The organism is Collinsella vaginalis (genome assembly GCF_900176655.1).
Taxonomy (GTDB): Bacteria; Actinomycetota; Coriobacteriia; order Coriobacteriales; family Coriobacteriaceae; genus Collinsella; species Collinsella vaginalis.
Genome location: NZ_LT838843.1, coordinates 531,915 through 555,182, shown reverse-complemented (window position 1 = coordinate 555,182; position 23,268 = coordinate 531,915). Strand labels below are relative to the sequence as shown.

Sequence of the window (23,268 nt, the reverse complement as noted above, 5' to 3'; positions counted from 1 at the left end):
GCGCTCCCGCTCGAGGCGCCGCAGCGCCCGCTCGCAGGCCCGTTGCACCTGGATGCGCGGGTCCTCCTCGTAGCGCCGGACGAGGTCCTCGATCTCATCGACGCCCGCGTGCGCGAGCTCGGCGGCCACGGCTGTGGCCGAGAGCGACGTCGTCATATTCGCCATGGGTGAAACCTCCTCATGCGGCCGATGACCGCCTGGCAGATGGATCGGAGCCGTCGAGACGCCGCGCGTTTCCTCGGACGAGACGCCCCCAGGCATACGCCCGCTATCGCGACCCAGGATACATCCATTCGGTACGAAAGAGGGCCGCCCTGAACGGACGGCCCTCTCAGGCAGACGGACGTAAGCGGCCCGCTTAGCGCTTCTCGGGGATGCGCGCGGCCTTGCCCACCTTGTCGCGCAGGTAGTACAGCTTGGCGCGACGCACCTTACCGTGGCGCACGACCTCGAGCTTGCCAATCTTGGGGCTGTGAAGCGGGAAGGTGCGCTCGACACCGATGCCGAAAGAAAGCTTGCGAACCGTGAAGGTCTCGCGGGAGCCGGCACCGCTCATGCGGATGACGTCACCCTGGAACACCTGGATGCGCTCGCGCTCACCCTCCTTGATGCGGTAGTGCACCTTGACGTTGTCGCCGACGCGGACCTGCGGGATGTCCTCGCGGATCTGCTGGCGCTCGATTGCGCGGATGTAGTCCATCTTCTAATCCTCACTCTTCCAGAGGTGCCGCACGCGTACGCCGACACATAGGTTGAACAAACAGAGGACATTATACGCGAGTCACCGGTCCTGACAAGGGCGATTCTCAACTCCTCCACGCACGGTCTCAGGCCTCGCGCTCGAGTTTCGCCTGCGCCGCAGCGAGGCGGGCGATGGGCACGCGGTAGGGCGAGCAGCTCACGTAGTCAACGTGCGCCGTGTTGAAGAAGGCCTTGATGCTCTTGGGATCGCCGCCGTGCTCGCCGCAGACCCCGAAGTGCATCTGCGGGTTCACGGAGCGCCCGCCCTCGACCGCCATCGTGACGAGCCGCAGCACGCCCTCGTCGATGGTCTCGAACGGATTCGCCTCAAGCAGGCGCTTGTGCAGGTAGATGGGGATGAACTTGCTCTCCGCATCGTCGCGCGAGAACCCGAAGGCCGTCTGCGTGAGGTCGTTCGTGCCGAAGCAGAAGAAGTCGGCGTGGCGCGCGATCTCGTCGGCCACGAGACAGGCGCGCGGGAGCTCCACCATCGTGCCCACCGGGATATCGAGGCTGACGCCGTACTCCTCCTCGACCTCGTGGATCACGCGCTCGGCGACGGTCCGGGTCTGGACATGCTCCGCCGTGACCGAGACGAGCGGGATCATGACCTCGGGCAGCGGGTCGAGCCCCTCGTCGCGCTTCAGGCGGGCCGCCGCGCTCGCTATGGCGCGGACCTGCATGAGCGGCAGGTCGGGATAGACGATGGAGAGGCGCACGCCGCGCAGGCCGAGCATCGGGTTCGACTCCGTCATCGCGTCGATGCGGCGCAGGCGCTGTGTGAGCTCGGCGACCAGCGCGGGATCGCCGCCGCGCTCCTCGAGGCGGGCGATGTGCACCGCCAGCTCGCGCGGGTCGTCGAGGAACTCGTGGAGCGGCGGGTCGATCAGGCGCACCACGACCGGCCGGCCGTCCATGGTGCGGAAGATCTGCAGGAAGTCCTCGGTTTGGACGCGCAGGAGGTCGGCCAAAGCGTGCATGCGCTCATCTTCGGCGTCCGTCAGGATGAAGGACTGGATGATGTCCTTGCGCTCGCCCAGGAACATGTGCTCGGTGCGGCAGAGCCCGATCGCCTCGGCCCCGAGTGTGAGGGCGAGCTCGGCGTCGGCGGGCGTGTCGGCGTTCACGCGCACATGGGCTGCCCGGCCGCGGGTCGCGTCGAGGCGGATCTCGTCGGCCCAGGAGAGCACGGTCTCGAGGTCTCCAGTCATCTCGGCCGAGACCAATGGCACAGCACCGGCGACCACGATGCCGCGCGCGCCGTCGAGGGAGATGACGTCCCCCTCGGTGAGGACGACGTCGGTCCCCTCGACGCGGACCTGCTTGCGCGCCGCGTCGATGCGGAAGGCCTCCACGCCGCAGACACAAGGTGTCCCCATGCCGCGTGCGATGACCGCCGCATGGCTCGTCTTGCCGCCGTGACTCGTGAGGATGCCCTCGGCGACGGTCATGCCCTTGAGGTCATCGGGGTTGGTCTCCCAGCGCACGAGGACGATCCGGCGACCCTCGGCGACGGCCGCCACGGCGTCGTCGGAGGAGAAGACGATCTCCCCGACCGCCGCGCCGGGGCTCGCGTTCAGGCCGCGGGCGAGGATGTCGACGGGTGCCGAGGCGTCGAACTGCGGGTGCAGGAGCTGGTCAAGCTGGGCAGGGTTGATGCGGCGCACGGCCTCCTCGCGCGTGATGAGGCCCTCCCCCACCATGTCGACGGCGATCTTCAGCGCGGCCGCGGCGGTGCGCTTGCCAACGCGGGTCTGGAGCATCCAGAGCCGCCCCTGCTCGATCGTGAACTCGATGTCGCACATGTCGCGGTAATGACCCTCGAGGAGTCCGAAGATCCGATCGAGCTCGCCCGCAGCCTCCGCGAGCGCGGGGACGTCCTTGAGCTCGTCGATGGGGCTCGTGTTGCGGATGCCCGCGACCACGTCCTCGCCCTGGGCGTTCACGAGGAAGTCGCCGTAGGGCTCCCGCGTGCCGTCGGCGGCGTTGCGCGTGAAGGCCACGCCCGTGGCCGAGGTGTCGCCCTTGTTGCCGAAGACCATGACCTGGACGTTCACCGCGGTGCCGAGGTCGTCGGGGATCTCGTTCTGGCGCCGGTAGATGCAGGCGCGCTCGTTCATCCAGCTTCCGAAGACCGCCTGGATGGCGAGGCGGAGCTGCAGACGCGGGTCTGCCGGGAACCGCACGCGACCCCCCTCGCCGGCGAGTTCTGGGAAGGCGGCGGCGTCGACGTTCGCCGCGAAGATCTCCTTGAAGACACCGACGAGCTCCTCGAGGTCCTCGGCGGAGAGCTCGGCGTCGGTGTGCACGCCGGCGATGAGGCGGCGCTCCGTGAGGGCGTTCTCGAAGAGGTCGGCGTCCACGCCCATGACCACGTTCGAGAACATCTGGATGAAGCGGCGGTAGGAGTCCCAGGCGAAGCGCGGGTTCTCCGTCTGCGCGATGAGCCCCTGCACCGACTCGTCGTTGAGCCCGAGGTTCAGGACCGTGTCCATCATGCCTGGCATGGAGAACGGGGCGCCGGAGCGCACCGACACGAGGAGCGGGTCATCCGCCGCACCCAGGCGCTTCCCGGCCCGGCGCTCGAGATCGGCCGTCGCCGCCTCGATCTCATCGAGGGCGCCTGCGGGCCAGACGTCCCCCGCGCCCGCATAGGCGACGCAGGTCTGACAGGTGATCGTGTAGCCCAGGGGCACCGGGAGGCCTATGCGCGCCATCTCGGCGAGGTTCGCCCCCTTGCCGCCGAGGACGTACGCGAGGCTCGCATCCCCCTCCGTCACATCCTGACCGGTCTCGTCGACCCCGAACCGGTAGACCATCTTCTCACTCGTCATCTGTGCCCCCTTCTCGCCGCGTGAGACCCGCGGCCTGCTTGACGAACGGCCCAGGGACGATCCCCGGGCCATGTGCGCACTATAGGAAGCGCGTAGGAGTGCGGGGGTAGGGATTCGGTGGAGGCCGCGCAGGCGGTGCGAAAGTCGCGGCAGACGGTCTGAGGTGTGGTCACATTATGAAGGTACCAGTTCGAACAAGTTGCTGGTACAGACCGTAAATGATGGGTCCGTCAACGGGCTCCACGACGCATGCGCGCCGCCTCGACCTGCTCCAGGCGCCCCATGATCTCAGCCGCCGACTCCTCGACCGCCTTGTGGTCCGTGCGGACGATGAAGCAGCCGAGCCGCCGCATCAGCGAGCGGGCCTCCTCCATCTCGCGCTCTATGGCGACCGGGTCAGCGTACGTGGCGGCGACCGCGCGCGAGAGCTCGTCGCCGAGGCGCTGGTCGCGGATGTCGGAGATCACGCCCACGGTGGACACGAGGCCGAAAAGCCGGGCGGGATCGACGGTGAACACGGAGGCGGGCGGCTCCATCCCGCGCGCGAGCGGGACGTTCGCCACCTTCAGACCCTGGAAGGCGAGGTACATGGAGAGCGGGGTCTTCGAGGTGCGCGAGACCCCGAGCAGCACGACGTCGGCGCCGGTAAGGTCGTCGGCGCCGCGCCCGTCATCGTGCTCGACGAAGTACTCCATGGCCTCGATGCGCCGGTAATACGCCTCATCAGTCCGGTGAATCGTGCCGGGCACCCCCGCAGGCTCGCGCTCGAGAAGCTGCGACAGGGCGCCCACCGCCGCGCCCATGAGGTCGACGGCCGGTACGTCGAGGGCCGCCAGGAGCTCTGCCACCGCGCCCCGCAAGCGCGCGTCGACGATGGTGTGGTAGACGGCGACGCGCTCGCCGCAGGCGAGCAGGGGCTCGACATGGGCGCGGACGAGTTCTGCGTCATCGACCTTGGGCAGCCTCTCGATCCTGACCGCGCCGTCGGGGAACTGCCCCGCGGCGGCGAGGGCCACGTCCGCGGCCGTGCGGCCAAGGGCATCCGATACGGCGACGACGTGCGCTACACGCTCATCCATGGCCTCCCCTTTCCTGTGGTGACGCGAGCGTACCACACGCGGGGCAGGTGAGGCCGGCACATGAAGACGGCGGCCGACCCGTTGCTCGCGGGCGGCCGCCGTTCAGAAACGAAATATGCCAGGTCTACTAGCTGCGACCGAGCTCCCCGATATTCGCGACATCGGCGAACACGGACACGAAGCGGTTCAGGAGCTTGAGCCGGTTCTCGCGCAGCCGCGCGTCCTCGTCCATGACCATGACCTCGTCGAAGAAGCGGTCGATGGCGCCGCGCAGGGACGCGAGAGCGGTGATGACCCCGGTGAAATCGCGATCGGCGAGGCGTCCGGCGACCGAGGCCGCCGCGTCGTCAAGGGCGGAGAGCAGGGCGCGCTCGGCCTCGCCAAGCAGGTCGGCGTCAACCTCGGTGCCGAGGGCCGCATCCGCCAGATGGGCGGCGCGGGCGTAGGCGACGGCCAGGTTCTCGAAGGCCGCGGGGTCGTTCGCGCGGGCGTCCTCGAGGGCGTGGGCAAGCGCGNCGGCCGTCTTCGCGCCGAGCCGGGCCTCGCGGGCGATGGCGAGGGCCACGTCCTCGATGCGCTCGGACTTCTGCAGGACGGTGCCGAGCTTCTGCTGGAAGCCCACGCGCGCCAGGCGGAGGCGGAACTCGTCGAGCGGGACCTTCAGGTCCTCCTCGTAGAAGAACTTGGCATCGTAGAGGCGGGCGCGAACCACCCGCTCGTTGCCGTCGATCACCGTGGCGGCGACCGCGGGGTCGGCGTTGGAAACGACCACGAAGGCGCGGGTCAGATTCCCCTCCGCATCGTAGGTGGGGAAATAGCGCTGGTTCGTGAGCATGGACTCGCAGATGATCTCAGACGGCACGGCGAGGAACTCCTCGTCGAACCGGCCCACGAGAACGTCCGGCCACTCGCAGAGGTNTCGCGGTCATCTTAGGCCACCTCCCCTTCTTTGGCGGGTCCGTCTGTGGCGGGCGCGGCGGCGACATGGGCGAGGTAGCTCTCGCAGGCGGCCTTCGCGAGCGTGCGGACGCGCAGGATGTAGGCCGCGCGCTCGGTCGCGGAGAGGGCCCCACGGCTGTCGAGCAGGTTGAAGGCGTGGCTGCACTTGAGCACGCAGTCATACCCCGGCAGCGGCAGGTTCGCATCGAGGCAGGCGTGGCACTCGCGCTCGTAGTCGTCGAACTTCTGGCGCATCATCTCGATATCGGCCACCTCGAAGTTGTAGGCCGAGAACTCGCGCTCATTCTCGAGGAATACCTCGCCGTACGTCATGGGCACCCCATCGGGCGAGACCGACCAGACGAGGTCGTAGACACTCGTCACACCCTGGGCGTACATGGCGATGCGCTCGAGGCCGTAGGTGATCTCGACGGGAACGGGATCGCACTCTATGCCGCCCACCTGCTGGAAGTAGGTGAACTGGGTGACCTCCATGCCGTCGAGCCAGACCTCCCAGCCGAGGCCCCAGGCGCCAAGCGTGGGGCTCTCCCAGTCGTCCTCGACGAAGCGGACGTCATGCTTGGCGGGATCGAGCCCGATCGCGGCGAGCGAGCCCAGGTAGAGCTCCTGGGAGTTCTCGGGGCTCGGTTTGATGAGCACCTGGAACTGGTAGTAGTGCTGCAGGCGGTTGGGGTTCTCGCGGTAGCGCCCATCGGCGGGGCGGCGGCAGGGCTGCGGGTAGCAGGTGCGCCACGGGTTCGGCCCGAGCGAGCGCAGGAGCGTCGCGGTGTGAAAGGTGCCGGCCCCCACCTCTGAGTCGTACGGCTGCATGACCGTGCAGCCCTGCCCCGCCCAGTAGTGCTCGAGGGCGAGAATCATATCTTGGAAGGTGAGCGGTTGGGTGTCCATACGCGCGGGATCCCCTCTATCGGTGGTTCAGACAGTCAAACATACTAGCGCATGCGCTGGGTCCTACAGGGCTCCGATGCGGTCCAGGGGCCAGTAGCGCAGGAAGGCAACGCCGATGAGGTCGGACGTGGAAACAGGACCGAAGTAGCGGGAGTCCGCCGAGTTCTCGCGGTTGTCGCCCATCATCCAGACGCTTCCCTCGGGGACTTGATAGGGGTAGCTGATCTGAATGCCCGGGGCTTGGGAGTCCAACGGGTAGCTCTGACCCTCCGCGTACGGCTCGCTGAGCTTCACCCCGTCGACGTAGACCGCCCCGTCCTTGAGGTCCACGGTCTGCCCGCCCACGGCGATGACGCGCTTGACGAGGATGTCGTGGTCCGAGCTCGCGTTGGGGTTGTGGAAGACCACGATATCCCCGGCCCGCACGTCCTGGCCGAGCTCGATGGTGACCTTCTGGGCGAAGATGTTGTCACCCACCTGTATGGTCGGCTCCATCGAGCCGGTGGGCACGGTGTAAGGGCTCGCAACGAAACGCTGAATCAGCAGGGCCGCCACGAAGGCGACCGCGAGCATGACCACCCATTCGAGGATCTCACGGACAAGGGAGTTCCGAGCGCGCACCATGGGTCAGACGCCTTTCTCAGAGGATTCGATATATTCACGTGCCCAAGCGCGCTCCTCCGCGGTGAGGGCGGCCGTCTCGATGAGATCGGGCCGCCAGCGGCAGGTGCGCTCGATCGCGTCGCGGCGGCGCCAGGCGGCCACGCGGGCGTGATCGCCTGAGAGGAGGACCTCGGGCACACCGGCGCCCTCGAACTCGGCGGGGCGCGTGTACTGGGCGTATTCGAGCAGACCGCCGCCCTCCTCGGTGGAGAACGACTCGTCGCGGTTGCTCATCTCGTCGCCGAGGGCACCGGGAATCAGCCGCACCACGGCATCGGTCACGACGAGGGCCGCGAGCTCACCGCCGGTGAGCACGAAATCGCCGATCGAGATGCGCTCGTCGGCGAGGGCATAGGCGCGCTCGTCGATGCCCTCGTAGCGTCCGCAGACGAACAGGATGCGATCGCAGGCGGCCAGTCGCTCGGCGGCGCGCTGCGTGAAAGGCGCACCCGAGGGCGTGAAGAAGACGACATGGGGCGACGGTTCACCGGGCGTGGACGAGAGCGCCGCCACGGCCTCGGCGATCGGCGGGACCTTCATGAGCATGCCCGCGCCGCCCCCGTACGGCTCGTCATCCACCGTACGGTGCCGGTCGTGCGTCCAATCGCGCAGGTCGTGCGAGCGGAACTCCACGAGGCCGGCCCTCTGGGCCCTCCCCATGATCGAAGCGGACATGTATCCCTCGAAGACCTCGGGGAAGACCGAGAGGGCCTCGATGATCATCAGTCGCCCCCTTCGATCAAACCTGCAGGCAGGTGCACGTGGATGGGACCATCCGGTGGCACCGTGCCGACAAGCTCGGAGGCGGCGGGTATCATGATCTCGCCGCGCGCGCCGGCAACCACCCAGATGTCCTGGGCCGGCGACTCCATGATCGCGTCGATGCGGCCGAGCGGGCCGGCGACGCCGTCGACGACCTCGCGGCCGATGAGCTCGTCGAAGGCGAGGACACCGTCTGCAAGGGAGAGGTCCGATCGGCGTGCGAGCACCCGGCACCCAGTGATCCCCTCGGCGTCCTGGATGGAGGTGATGCCGGAGAAGCGCACGAGCGCGGTGCCGTCGCGCTCACCGGAGACGCCCTCGACCGTGCAGAACCGATCGCGATCGAGCGCAGGCGGGGTCAACGCCACCGTGAGCCCCGGAGAAACGCAGAAGGGAAGGCCGCGCAGCGCTGCTACGACGACCTCCCCTTTTGACCCGTGGGGCTTGATGACACGGGCGATGTTTCGATAGAGTCTGGACAAAGTTCCTAGCCCAGGACCTCAACCTCGACCGAGGTGCCCAGGCGCGCAGCGAGGGCGCGGGCGAGGGTGCGGATGGCCTTGATGGTGCGGCCGTGGCGGCCGATCACCTTGGCGACGTCGTCCGCGGCGACCGTGATCTCGATGGTGGAGGAATCCTCCCCGTCGATGACCTCGAGGCTCACGCCGTCGGGATCGTCGACGATGTTGAGGACGAGGTACTCCACGAGATCCGCGATGCGGTCAGAGAGAAGAACCTCCTCGGAGGACGTGCCCTCCGAGGCCTCGATGAACTCGTCGGACACGGGACCTACTCCTCGCTAGCCTCGGCCTCGGAGGCGGCTGCAGCGGCGGCCTCGGCGTCCTTCGCCTGCTGCTTCTTGGACTTCTTGGGCTCAGCAGCCTTCTTCTCGCCCTCGTTGGCGGCGCGCACGAGCGCGGCGACGGCGTCGGTGGGCTGGGCGCCCTTTGCCTGCCACTCGGCGATCTTCTCGAGGTCGAGATCGATGGTCTTCGGGTTGGTCAGCGGGTTGTAGCGGCCGACCTCCTCGATCAGGCGACCATCGCGGGGCGAGCGGGAATCAGCCACGACGACACGGTAGTACGGACGCTTCTTCGAGCCGTGACGGGCAAGGCGAATCTTGACTGCCAATGCAAACTCCTCCATCTACGCAGCATGACGCTGCACCTACAAACAAACGACGTGTAATGATACGCCAACGACCAGGGCAGGTGAAGACCCACGCGGGCACTTCTTCAGAATGGTCGCAAGCGGTACATATCTTAGCCATGATTGCTGAGCGGGTCAAACACCCTGATATCGAACATGTGTCCGCATAATCAGCTATACTCAGACCATGGAGCAGACGGGAACATACGATGCGGCGGCCTTCGTCGCCGGACTCTTCGGGGGTTGGAGCGGGCCGGCCATCGGCCTGCTCGACCTCGACGCCTTCTTCGCGAGCGTCGAGCAGCTCGATCACCCTGAGTGGCGCGGTAGGCCGGTCATCGTGGGCGGCCCCGCGAGCGAGCGGGGCGTCGTCTCCACTGCGTCCTACGAGGCGCGCGCCTTCGGGGTCCATTCCGCCATGCCGAGCGCGCAGGCGGAGCGCCTCTGCCCGCACGCCATCTGGACACATGGGAACTTCAAGCGCTACCACGAGGTGAGCGCGCGGGTCATGGCCATCCTCTCGGATGAGACGCCCTATATCGACCAGGTCTCGGTCGATGAGGCGTTCTTCGATATCACACCGGGCCGCTTCTCATCGGAGAACCCCGTCGAGATCGTCGGCCGCATCTCCCGGAGGGTCTCCGAGCTCGGGATCACCTGCTCGATCGGGCTCGGGCCCAACAAGACGGTCGCCAAGATCGCGAGCGAGCGCGACAAGCCGCGCGGCCTCACCGTCGTCACGCCCGGCACCGAGGAGGCCTTCCTGGCGCCGCTCCCGGTGCGCGCGATGAGCGGCATCGGCCGCCGCGCGGAGACGGCCCTCGCTAAGATCGGCATCCGGACCTTGGGCCAGCTCGCCGCCGCGCCCGCAGCCCGGCTCTCCCCCATCTTCGGAGTCGGCGCCGAGCTCATGCGCATCCGGGCGGCCGGCGGCGAGATCTCCGCCGTGCGCGCCCTCTCTGACAGGCGCGAGGTAAAATCGGTCAGCAACGAGCGCACCTTCCCCCAGGACCTCACGGACCGCGCGGACGTCGAGGCGGCGCTCAGCCTGCTGGGTGCCTCCGTGGGCCGCCGTCTGCGCCGCCAGGGCCTGGTAGGCACCACCGTGACCGTCAAGCTGAAGTTCTCCTTCGGGGAGACCCACACCCTGCAGCGGCGCCTCCCCCATGCCACCGACGACGAGAACCTCTTCGTGCCCGCTGCGCTCGAGCTGTTGCGCGGCATCTGGACGCCTGCCACCCATGTCCGGCTCGCCGGCATCGGCGTCAGCGGCTTCACCCGCGGAGCGGAGATCCAGACCGACCTGTTCGAGGAGGTTGACGAGCGCGGCGCCGTCGTGAGCGAGCGACGGAGCCTCTCGGTCGCCGTGGACGAGCTCCGCGAGCGCTTCGGGAACGGAGCCGTCGCCTTCGGCCGGGAGCACCGCTTCGGACGGGACATCCTGCGCGGCGACGAGCTCAAGGACCGCTGATGCCGCCCGCCCCGGGCGGCCCCGCCGATCCCCTGCGGGCACGCACCCTCGATCACCCATCCAAGCGCGGGCGCTCGCACCCCGTACAGAGGAGCCCCGCCTCCGCCGCAGAAGACGGAGACGGGGTTCGGCCTAAACCATGCGGCCCGACGGAGGATCGGTCGGCGCACCCAGCGGGCAAACGGCGTGGCGGGCGTGTGTAGCGGGCGCCTCAGTCCAGGTCGAGGGCGAGCCGCGGCGCATCGGCCCAGAGTTTCTCCAGACGGTAGTGGTCGCGCGCCTCAGGCGTCATGATGTGCACCAGGACGGCGCCGTAGTCCATGAGGATCCATTGGCGCTCGGCACGGCCCTCGATCGCCAGGGGGTGCTCTCCCAGGCGCTCGGCCACCTTCTCCTCGACCTCATCGACCAAGGCGTCCACCTGGCGGTTGTTCAGGCCCGTCGCGATCACGAAGTAGTCGCAGACATCGGACAGGGTGGTGAAGTCGAGGGCGACGACGTCCTCGGCCTTCTTCCCCCATGCAGCGCGGGCCGCCTCGCGGGCGATCTCCTCGCCGCCCACACCGGCCGCTGACGGCGCGGCTGCGGTCCTGAGGTCCTCAACGCGGTCGTTCACCGGTTCGGTCTCGATCATGTTCTCGTCGGTCATATCGTCCTTTCTCATGCGGATCGGTTTGCGACACCTGAGGCGTAGCGGTTGTAGACGGCGCCTGCGGTGGGGTACAGGTAGCATCCCGTCGATATCACGTAGGTGAGACCCTGGGAGAAGCATTGGAAGAAGAGGTTCTGGAGATCCGTCTTCCCCACGAGCNGGGCGGCGCGGGCGTAGGCGACGGCCAGGTTCTCGAAGGCCGCGGGGTCGTTCGCGCGGGCGTCCTCGAGGGCGTGGGCAAGCGCGAGGAAATCAGCCGGCGCGGTGACGCTGCCGGCGGAGACGGCCTGGACCACATCGGGCGAGAGGCCCTCATCGCGGGCGATCTGCTGCATGCGGCCGAGGATGAAGGCGTTGACGGCCTGGGCGACCTCGGTGCGGTCGAAGGAGATGCCCTGATCGGCGTAGGCGGCGAGCGCGGCGTCGACGATGGGCTCGAAGGCGATCCCCAGGCGCGCGCGGAGGATGTTCACGACGCCGATGGCGGCGCGGCGCAGGGCGAAGGGGTCCTTCGACCCCGTGGGGGGCTCGCCGATGGCGAACATGCCGGCGATGGTGTCGATTTTGTCCGCCACCNCCGCCGCCCGGCTCATCCCGCCGACGGCGGCGCTCATTGCTGCCTCGGCTGCGGCCGTGGCATCGCGCATCTGCGTCTGCCGCGCCGTCGTCGAGCCTTGCCTGGGCGCTGCCGCAGAGGCAGGCTGGGTTCTATGGCCGCATTGCGGGCAAAAGGCTGAATCGGCTGGCAACTCAGCGCCGCATTGCATGCAAAACACGCTCGATCCTCTCGACGGCCGGGCATACGCACAGGCAGTGCGGCGAGACAGCGCGCACCGCGTGCGCAACCAGCTCACCTACCTGTTGAGCCTATAGTAAGCCCGCCGTCCGGACGATTATCGGAACGGCCTGTTGATCAATACCGCACGCGATGGATCAGGCGCCACGGGGATGGGCCTGGCTGACGGCGGCCTTCAAGCGATCGGGCGTGAGGTGGGTGTAGATCTGCGTGGTGGAGAGGCTCGTGTGCCCCAGGAGCTCCTGGACCACACGAAGGTCGGCCCCGCCGGCGAGCAGGTCGGTGGCGAAGGTGTGGCGCATCGCATGCGGGGTGATGCCCGAGGGTATGCCCGCCGACGCGGCGAGACGGCGAAAGCGGTAGCGCAGGGCATCGGCGCTCATGGGACGGCCGCGATCGGAGATGAAAAGGGCGTCACCCGCACGAGCGGGCACGGGGGCTGCCGCGAGCAGATCGGGCCGCCCGTGCGCGAGGTACGCCTCAAGGGCCGCCGCCACACGACGGTAGAGCGGGACGATACGCTCCTTCGACCCCTTGCCGAAGAGCCGGACAAGCCGGTGATCCCGCTCGAAGGAGGTGGTCCTGAGGCCGGCCGCCTCCGAGATGCGGGCCCCGGTGGCATAGAGGAGCTCGAGCATGCACGCGTCACGAAGACCCGCGGGCGTGCTCGCATCTGGCACGGAGATGAGGGCGTCCACCTGGGTGGATGTGAGCGTGTTCGGAAGGCTCCGGGGTATCTTGGGCGCGATGAGGGCAGCTGCCGGGTCCTCGGCGACCAGCTCTTCGAGGACGAGCCAGCGGAAGAAGCCGCGCAGGGCCGAGAGGTGGGCGGCGACGGTCCGCGGGGCGAGCCCGGCGCGGGCGAGCTCGCCCAGATAGGACCTGAGCGCACGCGCACCTGGGGCAAGGGCGATGACACCGCGGAGCTCGCACCGCCGCAGATAGGCCTCAAGGTGCTCGGTGTAGGCGCGAACCGTCTCGGGCGAGAGTCCCTCTGTACCTGCGATATAGGCTATGAAGTCATCGACGGCAGCTGCCGCATCCTTGTCTGGCTCCCGTTTTCCCGCTTCCATCGACACCTCCCTTGAGAGCTTCCCGTCCTCCACCCATCGTCCTGCCGCGGTGTCAGCGCCCACCGCCGAACAGGTCCGTCCGCCCCGCAAGATACGCCGAGAGGTCGGCCTCGGCGCGGGCGGCGTATGCCGCGTAGCGGTCGCGCTTTGAACGCCGCCGACCATCGTCAAGCGGCGGCACGATGCCGAAGTTCACGTGCATGGGCTGGTAGTCCTCCGTGGCGGGATCGGTCGCCCAAGCGACGAGGGATCCAAGCGCCCCGGTGCCGGGAAGCTGCACGGGCACCGCCCCGATCAGGTCGGCGTAGGTGTTCAGGGCGGCAAGGAGGCCCGAGGCGATGGCCTCGGTGTAGCCCTCGGTGCCGGTGATCTGGCCGGCGAGCCGCACCGTCGTCCCCGGGACGGCGAAGGTCCGATCGAGCACCCGTGGGCTGTCCACGAACGTGTTCCGGTGCATGACCCCGTAGCGGAAGAACTCGGCCCGCTCGAGGCCGGGGATCATCCGAAAGACGCGCCGCTGCTCGCTGAACGTGAGGTTCGTCTGGAAACCGACAAGGTTGTAGGCGCTCGCATCGGCGTTCTCGGCGCGCAGCTGCACGGCCGCCCAGGGCCGCCGCCCCGTGCGCGGGTCAGTGAGCCCCACGGGCTTCATCGCCCCGAATCGTATGGCGTCGACCCCCTTGCGGGCGACCTCCTCCGCAGGCTGGCAGGCCTGGAAGAGCTCACGGCGCTCGAAGTCCTTGAGCACGGCCCGATCGGCTCCGGTGAGCGCTTCGATGAAGGCCTCATACTCCGCGCGGTCAAAGGGCGCGTTCAGGTAGTCCCCCGCACCGGCGTCCTCGTAGCGCGATTGCCTGAAGAGGACGTCCATATCGAGGCTCTCAGCGTCCACGATGGGCGCGGCGGCATCGAAGAACGAAAGGGACCGACCGCCCACGAGCTCCATCACGCGCTTCGCGAGGGCGTCCGAGCAGAGGGGGCCGGCGGCGATGACGACGCGCCCGGCGGGGATCTCGGTCACCTCCCCGCGGACGATCTCGATCAAGGGGCGCTTGGACACCTCCTCCTCCACGAAGCGGGAGAAGGCCTCGCGGTCGACCGCGAGGGCCCCGCCCGACGGCACCCGCGCGCGTTCCGCGCAGGCGAGGAGCACCGACCCCATGAGCGTAAGCTCTCGCTTGAGCAGTCCCGCGGCTGAGTCGACCCTTGTGGACTTCAGCGAGTTGGAGCACACGAGCTCGGCGAGATCCCCGGTGTGGTGCGCGGGCGAGGGGGTCTCGGGCCGCATCTCATGCAGGAGCACGCGGACCCCCCGGTCGGCGAGCTGGCAGGCGCACTCGCAGCCTGCGAGCCCGCCCCCGATCACGTGAACCGTCTCCTCCAGCATGCCGCTCCCTTCGTCACTGTGCTGCAGACATCATAGTGTGCCCCAAGGGCGTCCGGGCGTGAAGCGCGCGTTTTGTGAGGGAGACCCGGCCGTCGATCAGACGCTCGACGAGCCCCTGGACCATGAGCTCCGAGGTGAACTGAAGCGTCTGCGGCACGTCGAGCCGGGCCACGCAGGCGATCTCCTCCATACGCAGCGGGCTCGCTGCGAGCGCATCGAGCACCTGCTGGGCCACGGCGCCGACACCGGGTGTGCCCGGGGCTTCGGGCCGCGAGAAGCGCAGGAGGCCGTAGATCCTCGAGATCGCCATCTCGAGCTCCTCCTCATCTGCGATGCACGTGGCACCCGACGCGATGAGGTGGTTGCTCCCCCGGGACCCGGCGGAGAGGATCGAACCCGGGATCGCGAGCAGCTCGCGACCGAGCTCGACGGCGCACTCGGCGGTGGAGAAGGTTCCCGAGGGAAGGCCCGCCTCGGTGACCAGGAGCGCCGCCGAGAGCGCCGCGATCACGCGGTTCCGACGTGGGAAGGCCCAGCGCCGGGGCTCCATGCCCCAGGGGTCGAGGGACACGACCGCTCCCCCACCCGCGAGCGCTCGCTCGATCAGCGGCGCCGAGCTTCGCGGGTAGACGATATCGGCACCGCAGCCGAGGACCACGACGTGCACACCACCTGCATCGAGGGCGGCCGCGCCGGCCGCCTGATCGCATCCGCGCGCTCCACCGGAAACCACCACCAAACCCGATTGAGCTGCGATGCGAGCCCCCATCTCGGCGACAGCGGTCCCGTACGGCGTCGCCGAGCGCGCGCCCACAATCGAGAGCGAGGGGCGGCTGAGCATCGCGGGATCCCCGCGCACGTAGAGCACGGGCGGGGCGTCAGGGAGCTCGCGTACGGAAGCCGGGTAGCGCTCATCGTCGATGGCAAGCTCATGGCGGATGCAATCAGCCGGCATGGGTCACCCTCCCCTGGTACATGGATCCCTCGAGCACGTGGGCGCTGCCGCATCGCTCGCTCTCCTCGATGTCCGCGATGNCCCGGCGCCCGCGGTGGGGCGCGCCACCGCCTGAAAGACCGCCGGTGGAAGATCGGGAAAGCGCTCCGGCAGCTCAGCGGCGGCAACGGGGCCGTGTAGGACGCCCACGGCGAGCGTCGGCGACCCCGCGATCGGCAGGTGCAGCTGCGCGGCGCGAGCGATGAGCTCCTCGGCCGGCAGGATCTTGTCCCAATCGTGGATGAGCCCTGCCGCCGCGGCCTCGAACTCATCCACCCCATAGGTGCGCGCGAGCTCAAGGGCGGTATCGGACACACGGAGCGAGTGCTCGAAACGGCGCGGGAGGACCGCCTCCATATGCGCCCTCAACGCCTCGCGGATGCTCGCGAGGCGCGCCTGCTCTTCGGCCGTCATCGCTCCCCCTCGTCTCTCCGGGCGCCGTCGACGCGCTCCGTATCATCCGTGCGGTACAGGCCCATCTTGCGGATGTACCCCTCGACCGCCGTCGCGGTGAGGTAGCGCACGCTCTTCCCCGCCGCCACGAGCTCACGGATGCTCGTCGAGCTGATGGCGAGGGCCGGGATCTCAATATAGCGCACATCGAAGTCGATGCCGGAGGACTCGACGATCTCCCCCACCCGCTCGATATCGTACCCAGGGCGCGTGGCCGCGATGAAGGTGGTCAGACGGGCGAGGTCTGCCGCGTCGTGCCAGGCGAGGATGTCCATGATCGCGTCGGCGCCCGTGATGAAGTAGAGCTTGACGTTATCGGGGTAGTGCGCGCGCAGGGCGCGCAGGGTGTCGACCGTGTACGTGGTGCCCGCGCGGTCGATCTCAAAGCGGCTCGCATCGAAAAGCGGGTTGGTTGCCGTGGCGAGGAGCGTCATCGCATAGCGGTCCTCGGCGTTGCTCACGCGCTCGTGGAGCTTGAAGGCCGGCGAGCCTGCGGGCATGAAGAGCACGAGATCGAGGTCGAGGGCCTCACGGGCCCGCTCGGCGGTCACCAGATGGCCGTAGTGGATCGGGTCGAAGGTGCCGCCCATGATTCCGAGCCGGTACTCCCGCGCCTGATCGGCGCCGAGGACCGGAAGCCCCTGGGACTCATGCGCGGTCATCGGAACCACCCTCGTCGTCCACCGCCGCCGCGGTGTCCGGATCTGGATCGCCGGACCCCTCCTCGCGGAGCTCCTCTGCCCCCTCGAACTCGAAGGCGAAGCCCATGATGCGAACCTCGTCCCCATGCACGGCCCCGGCCCGGGCGAGCGCGTCGTCGAGGCCGACGCGGGCGAAGCGGCTCTGGAGGTAGCTGACCGCCTCGTCGTTGTCCCAATCGGTCTGGACCACGAGCCGCTCGATGTTCGTGCCGGTGACGCGCCAGGCATGCGCCTCCTCGCGCTCGATCTCGAAGCGTCGCTCGCGGGCCTGGCGCTGGGCATCCCAGGCAACGACCTCCACGGGCACCTCCTCGGTCTCGCAGGCGAGCTCGCGGCGCAGGTCGGACACCATCTCACCGCAGGCGAGCATGAAGGAGTTCAGCCCCGCCCCCGTGAGAGCCGACACGGCGAAGAAGCGGTGCCCGTCCGCCGAGGCGACCCGCCTGAGCTCGGCCACGCGGTCGGTCATCCCGCTCGCATCGCACTTGTTCGCGACGACGACCTGTGGGCGCTCGGCGAGCTCCGGTGCGTAGGCCGCGAGCTCGCTGTTGATGACACGGTAATCCTCGATCGGGTCACGCCCCTCGAAGCCGCCCGTGATGTCGACGACGTGCATGATGAGGGCGGTTCGCTCGATGTGCCGCAGGAACTGGTGGCCGAGGCCGCGCCCCTCGCTCGCACCCTCGATGAGACCGGGGACGTCGGCCACGACGAACGAGTTCTCTCCAGCCCGCACCATGCCGAGATTCGGGACGAGGGTGGTGAAGGGGTAGTCGGCGATCTTGGGCCGTGCGGCGCTCATGCGAGCGATCAGCGNCGGGTTGGTTGCCGTGGCGAGGAGCGTCATCGCATAGCGGTCCTCGGCGTTGCTCACGCGCTCGTGGAGCTTGAAGGCCGGCGAGCCTGCGGGCATGAAGAGCACGAGATCGAGGTCGAGGGCCTCACGGGCCCGCTCGGCGGTCACCAGATGGCCGTAGTGGATCGGGTCGAAGGTGCCGCCCATGATTCCGAGCCGGTACTCCCGCGCCTGATCGGCGCCGAGGACCGGAAGCCCCTGGGACTCATGCGCGGTCATCGGAACCACCCTCGTCGTCCACCGCCGCCGCGGTGTCCGGATCTGGATCGCCGGACCCCTCCTCGCGGAGCTCCTCTGCCCCCTCGAACTCGAAGGCGAAGCCCATGATGCGAACCTCGTCCCCATGCACGGCCCCGGCCCGGGCGAGCGCGTCGTCGAGGCCGACGCGGGCGAAGCGGCTCTGGAGGTAGCTGACCGCCTCGTCGTTGTCCCAATCGGTCTGGACCACGAGCCGCTCGATGTTCGTGCCGGTGACGCGCCAGGCATGCGCCTCCTCGCGCTCGATCTCGAAGCGTCGCTCGCGGGCCTGGCGCTGGGCATCCCAGGCAACGACCTCCACGGGCACCTCCTCGGTCTCGCAGGCGAGCTCGCGGCGCAGGTCGGACACCATCTCACCGCAGGCGAGCATGAAGGAGTTCAGCCCCGCCCCCGTGAGAGCCGACACGGCGAAGAAGCGGTGCCCGTCCGCCGAGGCGACCCGCCTGAGCTCGGCCACGCGGTCGGTCATCCCGCTCGCATCGCACTTGTTCGCGACGACGACCTGTGGGCGCTCGGCGAGCTCCGGTGCGTAGGCCGCGAGCTCGCTGTTGATGACACGGTAATCCTCGATCGGGTCACGCCCCTCGAAGCCGCCCGTGATGTCGACGACGTGCATGATGAGGGCGGTTCGCTCGATGTGCCGCAGGAACTGGTGGCCGAGGCCGCGCCCCTCGCTCGCACCCTCGATGAGACCGGGGACGTCGGCCACGACGAACGAGTTCTCTCCAGCCCGCACCATGCCGAGATTCGGGACGAGGGTGGTGAAGGGGTAGTCGGCGATCTTGGGCCGTGCGGCGCTCATGCGAGCGATCAGCGAGCTCTTGCCGACGCTCGGCAGCCCCACGAGGGCCGCATCGGCCATGAGCTTGAGCTCGAGCTCGATCCAGTGCTCCTGCGCGGGCTCGCCCTTCTCCGCGAAGGCCGGCGCGCGCCGCACCGACGAGACAAAATGGGGGTTGCCGCGGCCGCCGTGCCCGCCGGGCGCGACGACGACGCGCTCCCCCTCATGGGAGAGGTCGGCGATCTGGTGCACATGCTCCATGGTCTCAGGATCGAGCTCCCAGACGACGGTGCCGAGCGGGACCTTGAGGATCAGATTCTCGCCCGCGCGCCCGTCCTTGCGGGACCCCTGTCCATGGGTGCCGCGCTCGGCGCGGAAGTGGTGCTTGAAGCGGTAATCGATGAGCGAGGAGAGCTGCGCGTCGGCCTGGACGACGACATTGCCGCCGTCCCCGCCGTCGCCGCCGTCGGGCCCGCCCTTGGGAACGTAGGCCTCGCGCCTAAACGACATGCAGCCCGCGCCGCCGTCGCCGCCCCGCACGTTGATGCGGCACATATCGGTGAATTGGGACATCGTGTCCTCCTTATCACAAACCGGCTTTTGAGCCGGGAGCACACGGGGTTCGGTGCCTAAGCATAACAAAAGAGGCCCCAGGGAGGACCCTGGGGCCTTGAGCCTCATATCTATGCAGATGAAGGGGGGATGGACCCTTAGGCCTCGAGTGCGGGGAGCACGTTCACACGGTGCTTCTGCCCACGGGTGAACTTGACCTTGCCCTCGATGAGCGCGAACAGGGTGTCGTCCTTGCCACGGCCGACGTTCTCGCCGGGGTGAATGTGGGTGCCGCACTGGCGGACGAGAACCTCGCCGGCCTTCACGGTCTGACCATCGAAGCGCTTGGTGCCGAGACGCTGACCGCGGGAATCGCGGCCGTTGCGGGAGGAGCCAAGACCTTTCTTGTGTGCCATGGTGAGTACCTCTTTCTAGATGAGGGCGTTACTCGGCGACGGGAGCCTCGGGCTCCTCGGCCGTGGTGGTCTTCTTGGCGGCGGCACGCGAGGTGGCCTGCACCTTGGTGATCTTCACCTGGGTGAGGTTCTGACGGTGGCCGTTCAGCTTGCGGTAGCGCTTGCGCTTCTTGAACTTGAAGACAAGCTGCTTCTCGCCCTTGAACTGCTTGAGGATCTCAGCGGTGACCTTTGCCTTCTCGAGCTTGGCGGAATCCGTGATGATCTTCTTGCCGTCATTCAGGAACAGGACGGGGAGCTCGACCTTGGCCCCGACCTCACCCTCGATCTTCTCGACAGTCAGGACATCATCGGTGGCGACTTTGTACTGCTTGCCGCCGGTTTCAATGATTGCGTACATCTCTTTGCCCTTCATGCATCAGTTCGTGCAACAGCCGAATATGCTAGCAGCCCAGCATACCGGCGTCAACACGGTTTTTTTCACACTACGGCTTGACCACAAGTCATGCGCCCACGGACGCGGAGCCGTGCAACGGATCGCGCACATCACCGTCCTCATCCTCCACGCCCTGGAAGGTGCGCTCGACGCGGTAGCGCGCGAAGCTCTCGAGGTCCTGGATGCCGGTGGACACGATCGGCTCGTCCGCGCCGCGCAGGCGGCGGTCGAGGGCGGCGATCAGGATCTCGGGTCGGAGCGACCCGCCGTTGTCAGCATGGGTCGCGAGGTCGCAGATGAGCGCCGAACCCTCCCCTGCCCGCACGTCGGCGGCGAGAAGCGTGCGGTCGATCGAGAGGCTCTTCGCCTTCTTCCCCCGCACGTAGGCGATGTCGCCGGCAGCGCCGACATCGTCAAGGGCCTCTTTGACGATGTCGGCTGAGAACGCGCTCCCCGGCGCGGGGTCAAGCGCGATGCGGTAGTCGATGCGGGTTATCTCGGCCGTCAGCGCCGGACGCCGGATGGCGACATATCCCGCGCGGTCGGGGGCGAGGTCGGCCGGTGTCGCCGCGACGAGCCGCCGGAGCGCCTCGTCGGCGCCCGCGAGCTCCGTCAGAAAGAGGTCGAACCACTCGCAGGTCGACGAGGTCCCCACCGGCAGGGCGCTGGAGAACCCGATGCGCATGTGCGGCGAGTAGCCCTGCGTGACCGCGAAGGGCAGCCCCGCACGGCGGATCGCGCGGTCGATGGTGTGGATGACCCCAAGGTGCCCGAGGTAGGCGAGGCGGCCGCGCTTCGCATAGCGCACCCGGAGGCGGAAGAGGGTCTGCTCGACGGGGGGTGCGGGGACGGGGACCGTCATGCGCGGTCACCCACCAGCACGTTCTCGACGTTGAGCGCGGGGCAGATCCCGCAGCCCGTGCACGAGGCCATGGTGCAGTCCTCCGTGGTCTTGCCGGCGAGCGCCCGGCGCCACTCGCGTTTCAGGTAACCCGGCGCCACCCCCGGGCTCACATGCTCCCACGGCAGGCGCGCATCGAGGTCGTAGGGGGTGTGGGCGATGCGCACGAGGTCGAGGCCGAGCTCGGCTGCCGCCTCCTCCCACCGCTCGAGGCTGAACTGCTCGGACCAGGCGTCGAAGCGCTGGCCCCGCCTCCAGGCGCCCTCGATGAGCGGGGCGGCGTCGCGGCCCATGCGGGAGAGCACCGCCTCGATGAGCGAGGTCGAGGCGTCGTGGTAGTGGACGCGGACCGCGCGGTTGCGGACGCTCTGCACGAGGAGCTTCTGGCGGCGGCGGACCTCGTCGTAGTCGAGCTGGGCGCACCACTGGAACGGCGTGTGGGGCTTCGGGATGAAGACAGAGACGGAGACGGACACCGAGATGCTCCCGCGTCGGGCGCGGGGCACGACCGAGCGCCCGAGCTCGAGCACATGGTCCGCGAGGTTCGCGATGGCGACGATGTCCTCGTCCGTCTCGCTCGGGAGCCCCATCATGAAATAGAGCTTCATGCGGTTCCAACCGGCGAGGTAGGCCGCGAGCGCCGCCCGATCGAGGTCGTCCTCGGTGACGTTCTTGTTGATGACGTCGCGCAGGCGCTGGCTGCCGGCCTCGGGTGCGAAGGTGAGGCCGCCCTTCTTATCGCCGGCCACCTCGAGGGCCATGTCGACGCCGAAGGAGTCCAGGCGCTGCGAGGGGATCGACACCGAGGCGCCCGTGCCCTCGAGGCTGCGGTTCAGGCGCCTCNTATCCCGCGCGGTCGGGGGCGAGGTCGGCCGGTGTCGCCGCGACGAGCCGCCGGAGCGCCTCGTCGGCGCCCGCGAGCTCCGTCAGAAAGAGGTCGAACCACTCGCAGGTCGACGAGGTCCCCACCGGCAGGGCGCTGGAGAACCCGATGCGCATGTGCGGCGAGTAGCCCTGCGTGACCGCGAAGGGCAGCCCCGCACGGCGGATCGCGCGGTCGATGGTGTGGATGACCCCAAGGTGCCCGAGGTAGGCGAGGCGGCCGCGCTTCGCATAGCGCACCCGGAGGCGGAAGAGGGTCTGCTCGACGGGGGGTGCGGGGACGGGGACCGTCATGCGCGGTCACCCACCAGCACGTTCTCGACGTTGAGCGCGGGGCAGATCCCGCAGCCCGTGCACGAGGCCATGGTGCAGTCCTCCGTGGTCTTGCCGGCGAGCGCCCGGCGCCACTCGCGTTTCAGGTAACCCGGCGCCACCCCCGGGCTCACATGCTCCCACGGCAGGCGCGCATCGAGGTCGTAGGGGGTGTGGGCGATGCGCACGAGGTCGAGGCCGAGCTCGGCTGCCGCCTCCTCCNTGAGCGACACCTCGTCGTGGCCGGTCTCCGCGGGACCGCGGGCCACGGCGGAGACGACCTGGTCCGGCGTGCGCTCGCGGACCGGCCGGTAGGTGATGCCCGCCTGGCAGAACCGGCAGCCCCGCGCGCACCCGCGCAGGACCTCGATGGAGAGACGGTCGTGCACGAGCTGGGTGTAGGGCACGACAGACTGGGTGAGCGCATCGGTTGCCCCGAAGTCAGCGACCACGCGCTTGAGAATCCGGGCGGGCACGTCCTCACCGGCGCGCGGCACCGTGTAGCCGTGCTCGGTCGCCTCGGATCCGTGACGCACCTCGTAGAGGGCGGGCACGTAGGTGCCGGGAACGCGGGCCAGCCCGCAGAGGATCTCGTCGCGCGAGGCGCCCGCGTCGCGCAGGCGCTCGTGCTCCCGGCAGACCTCGACGATCGACTCCTCCCCCTCCCCGATCAGGAAGGCGTCGAAGAACGGGGCGAGGGGCTCGGGGTTGTAGACCGACGGCCCACCTGCGATGACGATCGGATCGTCCTCACCGCGCTCCGCGGCGTGGAGCGGAATCCCGGCGAGGTCCAAGGCCTCAAGGTAGTTGGTGGCCGCCATCTCGTGCGGGATGTGGAACCCCACAATGTCGAACGAGGCCACGGGGGCCGCGCCCTCGAGCGAGAGCAGGGGCACCCCGGCCGCGCGCATGGCATCCGCCATATCGACCCAGGGCAGGTAGCCGCGTTCGCAGGCGATGCCCTCCTGCGCGTTCAGGATGCGGTAGAGGATCGCCAGGCCCTGGTTCGGAAGGCCCACCTCGTAGAGGTCCGGGTAGATCAGGCAGCAGCGGTAGGAGGCCTCGCCGACGTCGGCCGCGCCCCACTCGTGATCGATGTAGCGGCTCGGTTTCTCGACCCGGGCGAGCAGGGGCTCGATGTCCGCGAAGCGATCGCGGTAGGCGACTCGCGTCATGCGGCCGCCTGCGCATCCGCGCGCCCGCCGGTGAGGGTCGAGAGGGCGCTGCGGCCGAGCCCGATGAGGCGGGCCGCGGCGCGGTTCACGGGGGCG

General features: G+C 68.8%; 25 protein-coding genes and 1 pseudogene. 1 reads left to right on the top strand and 25 read right to left on the bottom strand.

Going from position 1 to position 23,268, the window contains the following annotated elements; translation table 11 throughout:
• Positions 1-358: 358 nt before the first annotated feature.
• From rplS to rpsP, 10 genes and pseudogenes are all read right to left on the bottom strand, one after another.
• On the bottom strand, positions 359-700 hold the full coding sequence (gene rplS, locus CAP13_RS04135) for a 50S ribosomal protein L19 (RefSeq protein WP_085830362.1): 342 nt from the start codon (positions 698-700) through the stop codon (positions 359-361).
• Positions 701-827: 127 nt separating this feature from the next.
• Entirely contained in the window at positions 828-3,575 is a 2,748-nt protein-coding gene (gene ppdK / locus CAP13_RS04130; protein WP_085830361.1) for a pyruvate, phosphate dikinase, read from the bottom strand.
• A gap of 230 nt (positions 3,576-3,805) precedes the next feature.
• A complete protein-coding gene (locus tag CAP13_RS04125) occupies positions 3,806-4,654 on the bottom strand; it encodes a pyruvate, water dikinase regulatory protein (protein ID WP_085830360.1) in 849 nt (282 codons plus the stop codon).
• Between the two features lie 127 nt (positions 4,655-4,781).
• Positions 4,782-5,570, bottom strand: a pseudogene (locus CAP13_RS04120) (glycine--tRNA ligase subunit beta); the annotation flags it as partial.
• A 14-nt stretch (positions 5,571-5,584) separates the two neighbouring features.
• A complete protein-coding gene (locus CAP13_RS04115) occupies positions 5,585-6,502 on the bottom strand; it encodes a glycine--tRNA ligase subunit alpha (protein WP_085830358.1) in 918 nt (305 codons plus the stop codon).
• Between the two features lie 63 nt (positions 6,503-6,565).
• Positions 6,566-7,126: a signal peptidase I gene (gene lepB / locus CAP13_RS04110; protein WP_085830357.1), complete on the bottom strand. Its 561-nt coding sequence runs from the start codon at positions 7,124-7,126 to the stop codon at positions 6,566-6,568.
• 3 nt (positions 7,127-7,129) lie between these two features.
• Complete coding sequence (gene trmD, locus CAP13_RS04105; RefSeq protein ID WP_085830356.1) at positions 7,130-7,888, bottom strand: tRNA (guanosine(37)-N1)-methyltransferase TrmD; 759 nt, start codon at positions 7,886-7,888, stop codon at positions 7,130-7,132.
• Complete coding sequence (gene rimM / locus CAP13_RS04100; RefSeq protein WP_085830355.1) at positions 7,888-8,409, bottom strand: ribosome maturation factor RimM; 522 nt, start codon at positions 8,407-8,409, stop codon at positions 7,888-7,890. The genes trmD and rimM overlap by 1 nt, the downstream gene beginning before the upstream one ends.
• 5 nt (positions 8,410-8,414) lie before the next feature.
• Complete coding sequence (locus tag CAP13_RS04095) at positions 8,415-8,711, bottom strand: KH domain-containing protein (protein WP_179184925.1); 297 nt, start codon at positions 8,709-8,711, stop codon at positions 8,415-8,417.
• Positions 8,712-8,716: 5 nt separating this feature from the next.
• Positions 8,717-9,058 (bottom strand): 30S ribosomal protein S16, encoded by a 342-nt coding sequence (gene rpsP, locus CAP13_RS04090; RefSeq protein ID WP_085830354.1) that lies wholly within the window; start codon positions 9,056-9,058, stop codon positions 8,717-8,719.
• Between the two features lie 205 nt (positions 9,059-9,263).
• Here rpsP and dinB point away from each other — a divergent pair, with 205 nt between their 5' ends.
• The gene (gene dinB, locus CAP13_RS04085) at positions 9,264-10,547 is read left to right on the top strand and encodes a DNA polymerase IV (RefSeq protein WP_085830353.1); all 1,284 of its coding nucleotides are present in this window, start codon (positions 9,264-9,266) and stop codon (positions 10,545-10,547) included.
• Positions 10,548-10,758: 211 nt separating this feature from the next.
• Here dinB and rsfS read toward each other — a convergent pair whose 3' ends face one another.
• From rsfS to CAP13_RS04010, 15 genes are all read right to left on the bottom strand, one after another.
• Complete coding sequence (rsfS, locus tag CAP13_RS04080; protein ID WP_245798897.1) at positions 10,759-11,196, bottom strand: ribosome silencing factor; 438 nt, start codon at positions 11,194-11,196, stop codon at positions 10,759-10,761.
• 11 nt (positions 11,197-11,207) lie between these two features.
• Positions 11,208-11,966: a zinc ribbon domain-containing protein gene (locus CAP13_RS04075; protein WP_085830744.1), complete on the bottom strand. Its 759-nt coding sequence runs from the start codon at positions 11,964-11,966 to the stop codon at positions 11,208-11,210.
• A gap of 166 nt (positions 11,967-12,132) precedes the next feature.
• Positions 12,133-13,068, bottom strand: coding sequence for a tyrosine recombinase XerC (locus CAP13_RS04070; RefSeq protein ID WP_085830351.1), 936 nt, complete (start codon positions 13,066-13,068; stop codon positions 12,133-12,135).
• Positions 13,069-13,120: 52 nt separating this feature from the next.
• Positions 13,121-14,455: a methylenetetrahydrofolate--tRNA-(uracil(54)-C(5))-methyltransferase (FADH(2)-oxidizing) TrmFO gene (gene trmFO, locus CAP13_RS04065; RefSeq protein WP_085830349.1), complete on the bottom strand. Its 1,335-nt coding sequence runs from the start codon at positions 14,453-14,455 to the stop codon at positions 13,121-13,123.
• Between the two features lie 13 nt (positions 14,456-14,468).
• Positions 14,469-15,410, bottom strand: a complete 942-nt coding sequence (locus CAP13_RS04060) for a DNA-processing protein DprA (protein ID WP_085830347.1) — start codon at positions 15,408-15,410, stop codon at positions 14,469-14,471.
• A gap of 3 nt (positions 15,411-15,413) precedes the next feature.
• The gene (locus tag CAP13_RS04055; RefSeq protein ID WP_085830743.1) at positions 15,414-15,806 is read right to left on the bottom strand and encodes an HD domain-containing protein; all 393 of its coding nucleotides are present in this window, start codon (positions 15,804-15,806) and stop codon (positions 15,414-15,416) included.
• A gap of 53 nt (positions 15,807-15,859) precedes the next feature.
• Positions 15,860-16,564 carry a nicotinate-nucleotide adenylyltransferase gene (nadD, locus tag CAP13_RS04050; RefSeq protein WP_085830345.1) on the bottom strand — a complete coding sequence of 235 codons (705 nt, stop codon included), beginning with the start codon at positions 16,562-16,564 and terminating at the stop codon, positions 15,860-15,862.
• Positions 16,551-17,606, bottom strand: a complete 1,056-nt coding sequence (cgtA, locus tag CAP13_RS04045; protein ID WP_425429831.1) for an Obg family GTPase CgtA — start codon at positions 17,604-17,606, stop codon at positions 16,551-16,553. The genes nadD and cgtA overlap by 14 nt, the downstream gene beginning before the upstream one ends.
• Before the next feature lie 58 nt (positions 17,607-17,664).
• Positions 17,665-19,071: a GTPase ObgE gene (gene obgE, locus CAP13_RS04040; RefSeq protein ID WP_085830341.1), complete on the bottom strand. Its 1,407-nt coding sequence runs from the start codon at positions 19,069-19,071 to the stop codon at positions 17,665-17,667.
• A 137-nt stretch (positions 19,072-19,208) separates the two neighbouring features.
• Entirely contained in the window at positions 19,209-19,466 is a 258-nt protein-coding gene (gene rpmA / locus CAP13_RS04035) for a 50S ribosomal protein L27 (RefSeq protein ID WP_085830339.1), read from the bottom strand.
• A 28-nt stretch (positions 19,467-19,494) separates the two neighbouring features.
• Positions 19,495-19,866 carry a 50S ribosomal protein L21 gene (gene rplU, locus CAP13_RS04030; RefSeq protein WP_085830742.1) on the bottom strand — a complete coding sequence of 124 codons (372 nt, stop codon included), beginning with the start codon at positions 19,864-19,866 and terminating at the stop codon, positions 19,495-19,497.
• 103 nt (positions 19,867-19,969) lie between these two features.
• A complete protein-coding gene (locus CAP13_RS04025) occupies positions 19,970-20,764 on the bottom strand; it encodes a TIGR03936 family radical SAM-associated protein (protein WP_085830338.1) in 795 nt (264 codons plus the stop codon).
• A complete protein-coding gene (locus tag CAP13_RS04020; RefSeq protein WP_342743199.1) occupies positions 20,761-21,606 on the bottom strand; it encodes a radical SAM family protein in 846 nt (281 codons plus the stop codon). Before CAP13_RS04020 ends, CAP13_RS04025 begins: the two co-directional genes overlap by 4 nt.
• Entirely contained in the window at positions 21,539-21,979 is a 441-nt protein-coding gene (locus CAP13_RS04015) for a TIGR03936 family radical SAM-associated protein (RefSeq protein WP_085830336.1), read from the bottom strand. The genes CAP13_RS04020 and CAP13_RS04015 overlap by 68 nt, the downstream gene beginning before the upstream one ends.
• Entirely contained in the window at positions 21,976-23,172 is a 1,197-nt protein-coding gene (locus tag CAP13_RS04010) for a radical SAM family protein (protein WP_085830335.1), read from the bottom strand. The genes CAP13_RS04015 and CAP13_RS04010 overlap by 4 nt, the downstream gene beginning before the upstream one ends.
• Positions 23,173-23,268: the final 96 nt, after the last annotated feature.

What these genes read in the sequence shown, in the direction of transcription:
- rplS (WP_085830362.1), bottom strand. Translation starts at nt 700, where the DNA reads ATGGACTACATCCGCGCAATCGAGCGCCAGCAGATCCGCGAGGACATC.
- ppdK (WP_085830361.1), bottom strand. Translation starts at nt 3,575, where the DNA reads ATGACGAGTGAGAAGATGGTCTACCGGTTCGGGGTCGACGAGACCGGT.
- CAP13_RS04125 (WP_085830360.1), bottom strand. Translation starts at nt 4,654, where the DNA reads ATGGATGAGCGTGTAGCGCACGTCGTCGCCGTATCGGATGCCCTTGGC.
- CAP13_RS04115 (WP_085830358.1), bottom strand. Translation starts at nt 6,502, where the DNA reads ATGGACACCCAACCGCTCACCTTCCAAGATATGATTCTCGCCCTCGAG.
- lepB (WP_085830357.1), bottom strand. Translation starts at nt 7,126, where the DNA reads ATGGTGCGCGCTCGGAACTCCCTTGTCCGTGAGATCCTCGAATGGGTG.
- trmD (WP_085830356.1), bottom strand. Translation starts at nt 7,888, where the DNA reads ATGATCATCGAGGCCCTCTCGGTCTTCCCCGAGGTCTTCGAGGGATAC.
- dinB (WP_085830353.1), top strand. Translation starts at nt 9,264, where the DNA reads ATGGAGCAGACGGGAACATACGATGCGGCGGCCTTCGTCGCCGGACTC.
- rsfS (WP_245798897.1), bottom strand. Translation starts at nt 11,196, where the DNA reads ATGACCGACGAGAACATGATCGAGACCGAACCGGTGAACGACCGCGTT.
- CAP13_RS04070 (WP_085830351.1), bottom strand. Translation starts at nt 13,068, where the DNA reads ATGGAAGCGGGAAAACGGGAGCCAGACAAGGATGCGGCAGCTGCCGTC.
- trmFO (WP_085830349.1), bottom strand. Translation starts at nt 14,455, where the DNA reads ATGCTGGAGGAGACGGTTCACGTGATCGGGGGCGGGCTCGCAGGCTGC.
- CAP13_RS04060 (WP_085830347.1), bottom strand. Translation starts at nt 15,410, where the DNA reads ATGCCGGCTGATTGCATCCGCCATGAGCTTGCCATCGACGATGAGCGC.
- nadD (WP_085830345.1), bottom strand. Translation starts at nt 16,564, where the DNA reads ATGACCGCGCATGAGTCCCAGGGGCTTCCGGTCCTCGGCGCCGATCAG.
- obgE (WP_085830341.1), bottom strand. Translation starts at nt 19,071, where the DNA reads ATGTCCCAATTCACCGATATGTGCCGCATCAACGTGCGGGGCGGCGAC.
- rpmA (WP_085830339.1), bottom strand. Translation starts at nt 19,466, where the DNA reads ATGGCACACAAGAAAGGTCTTGGCTCCTCCCGCAACGGCCGCGATTCC.
- rplU (WP_085830742.1), bottom strand. Translation starts at nt 19,866, where the DNA reads ATGTACGCAATCATTGAAACCGGCGGCAAGCAGTACAAAGTCGCCACC.
- CAP13_RS04025 (WP_085830338.1), bottom strand. Translation starts at nt 20,764, where the DNA reads ATGACGGTCCCCGTCCCCGCACCCCCCGTCGAGCAGACCCTCTTCCGC.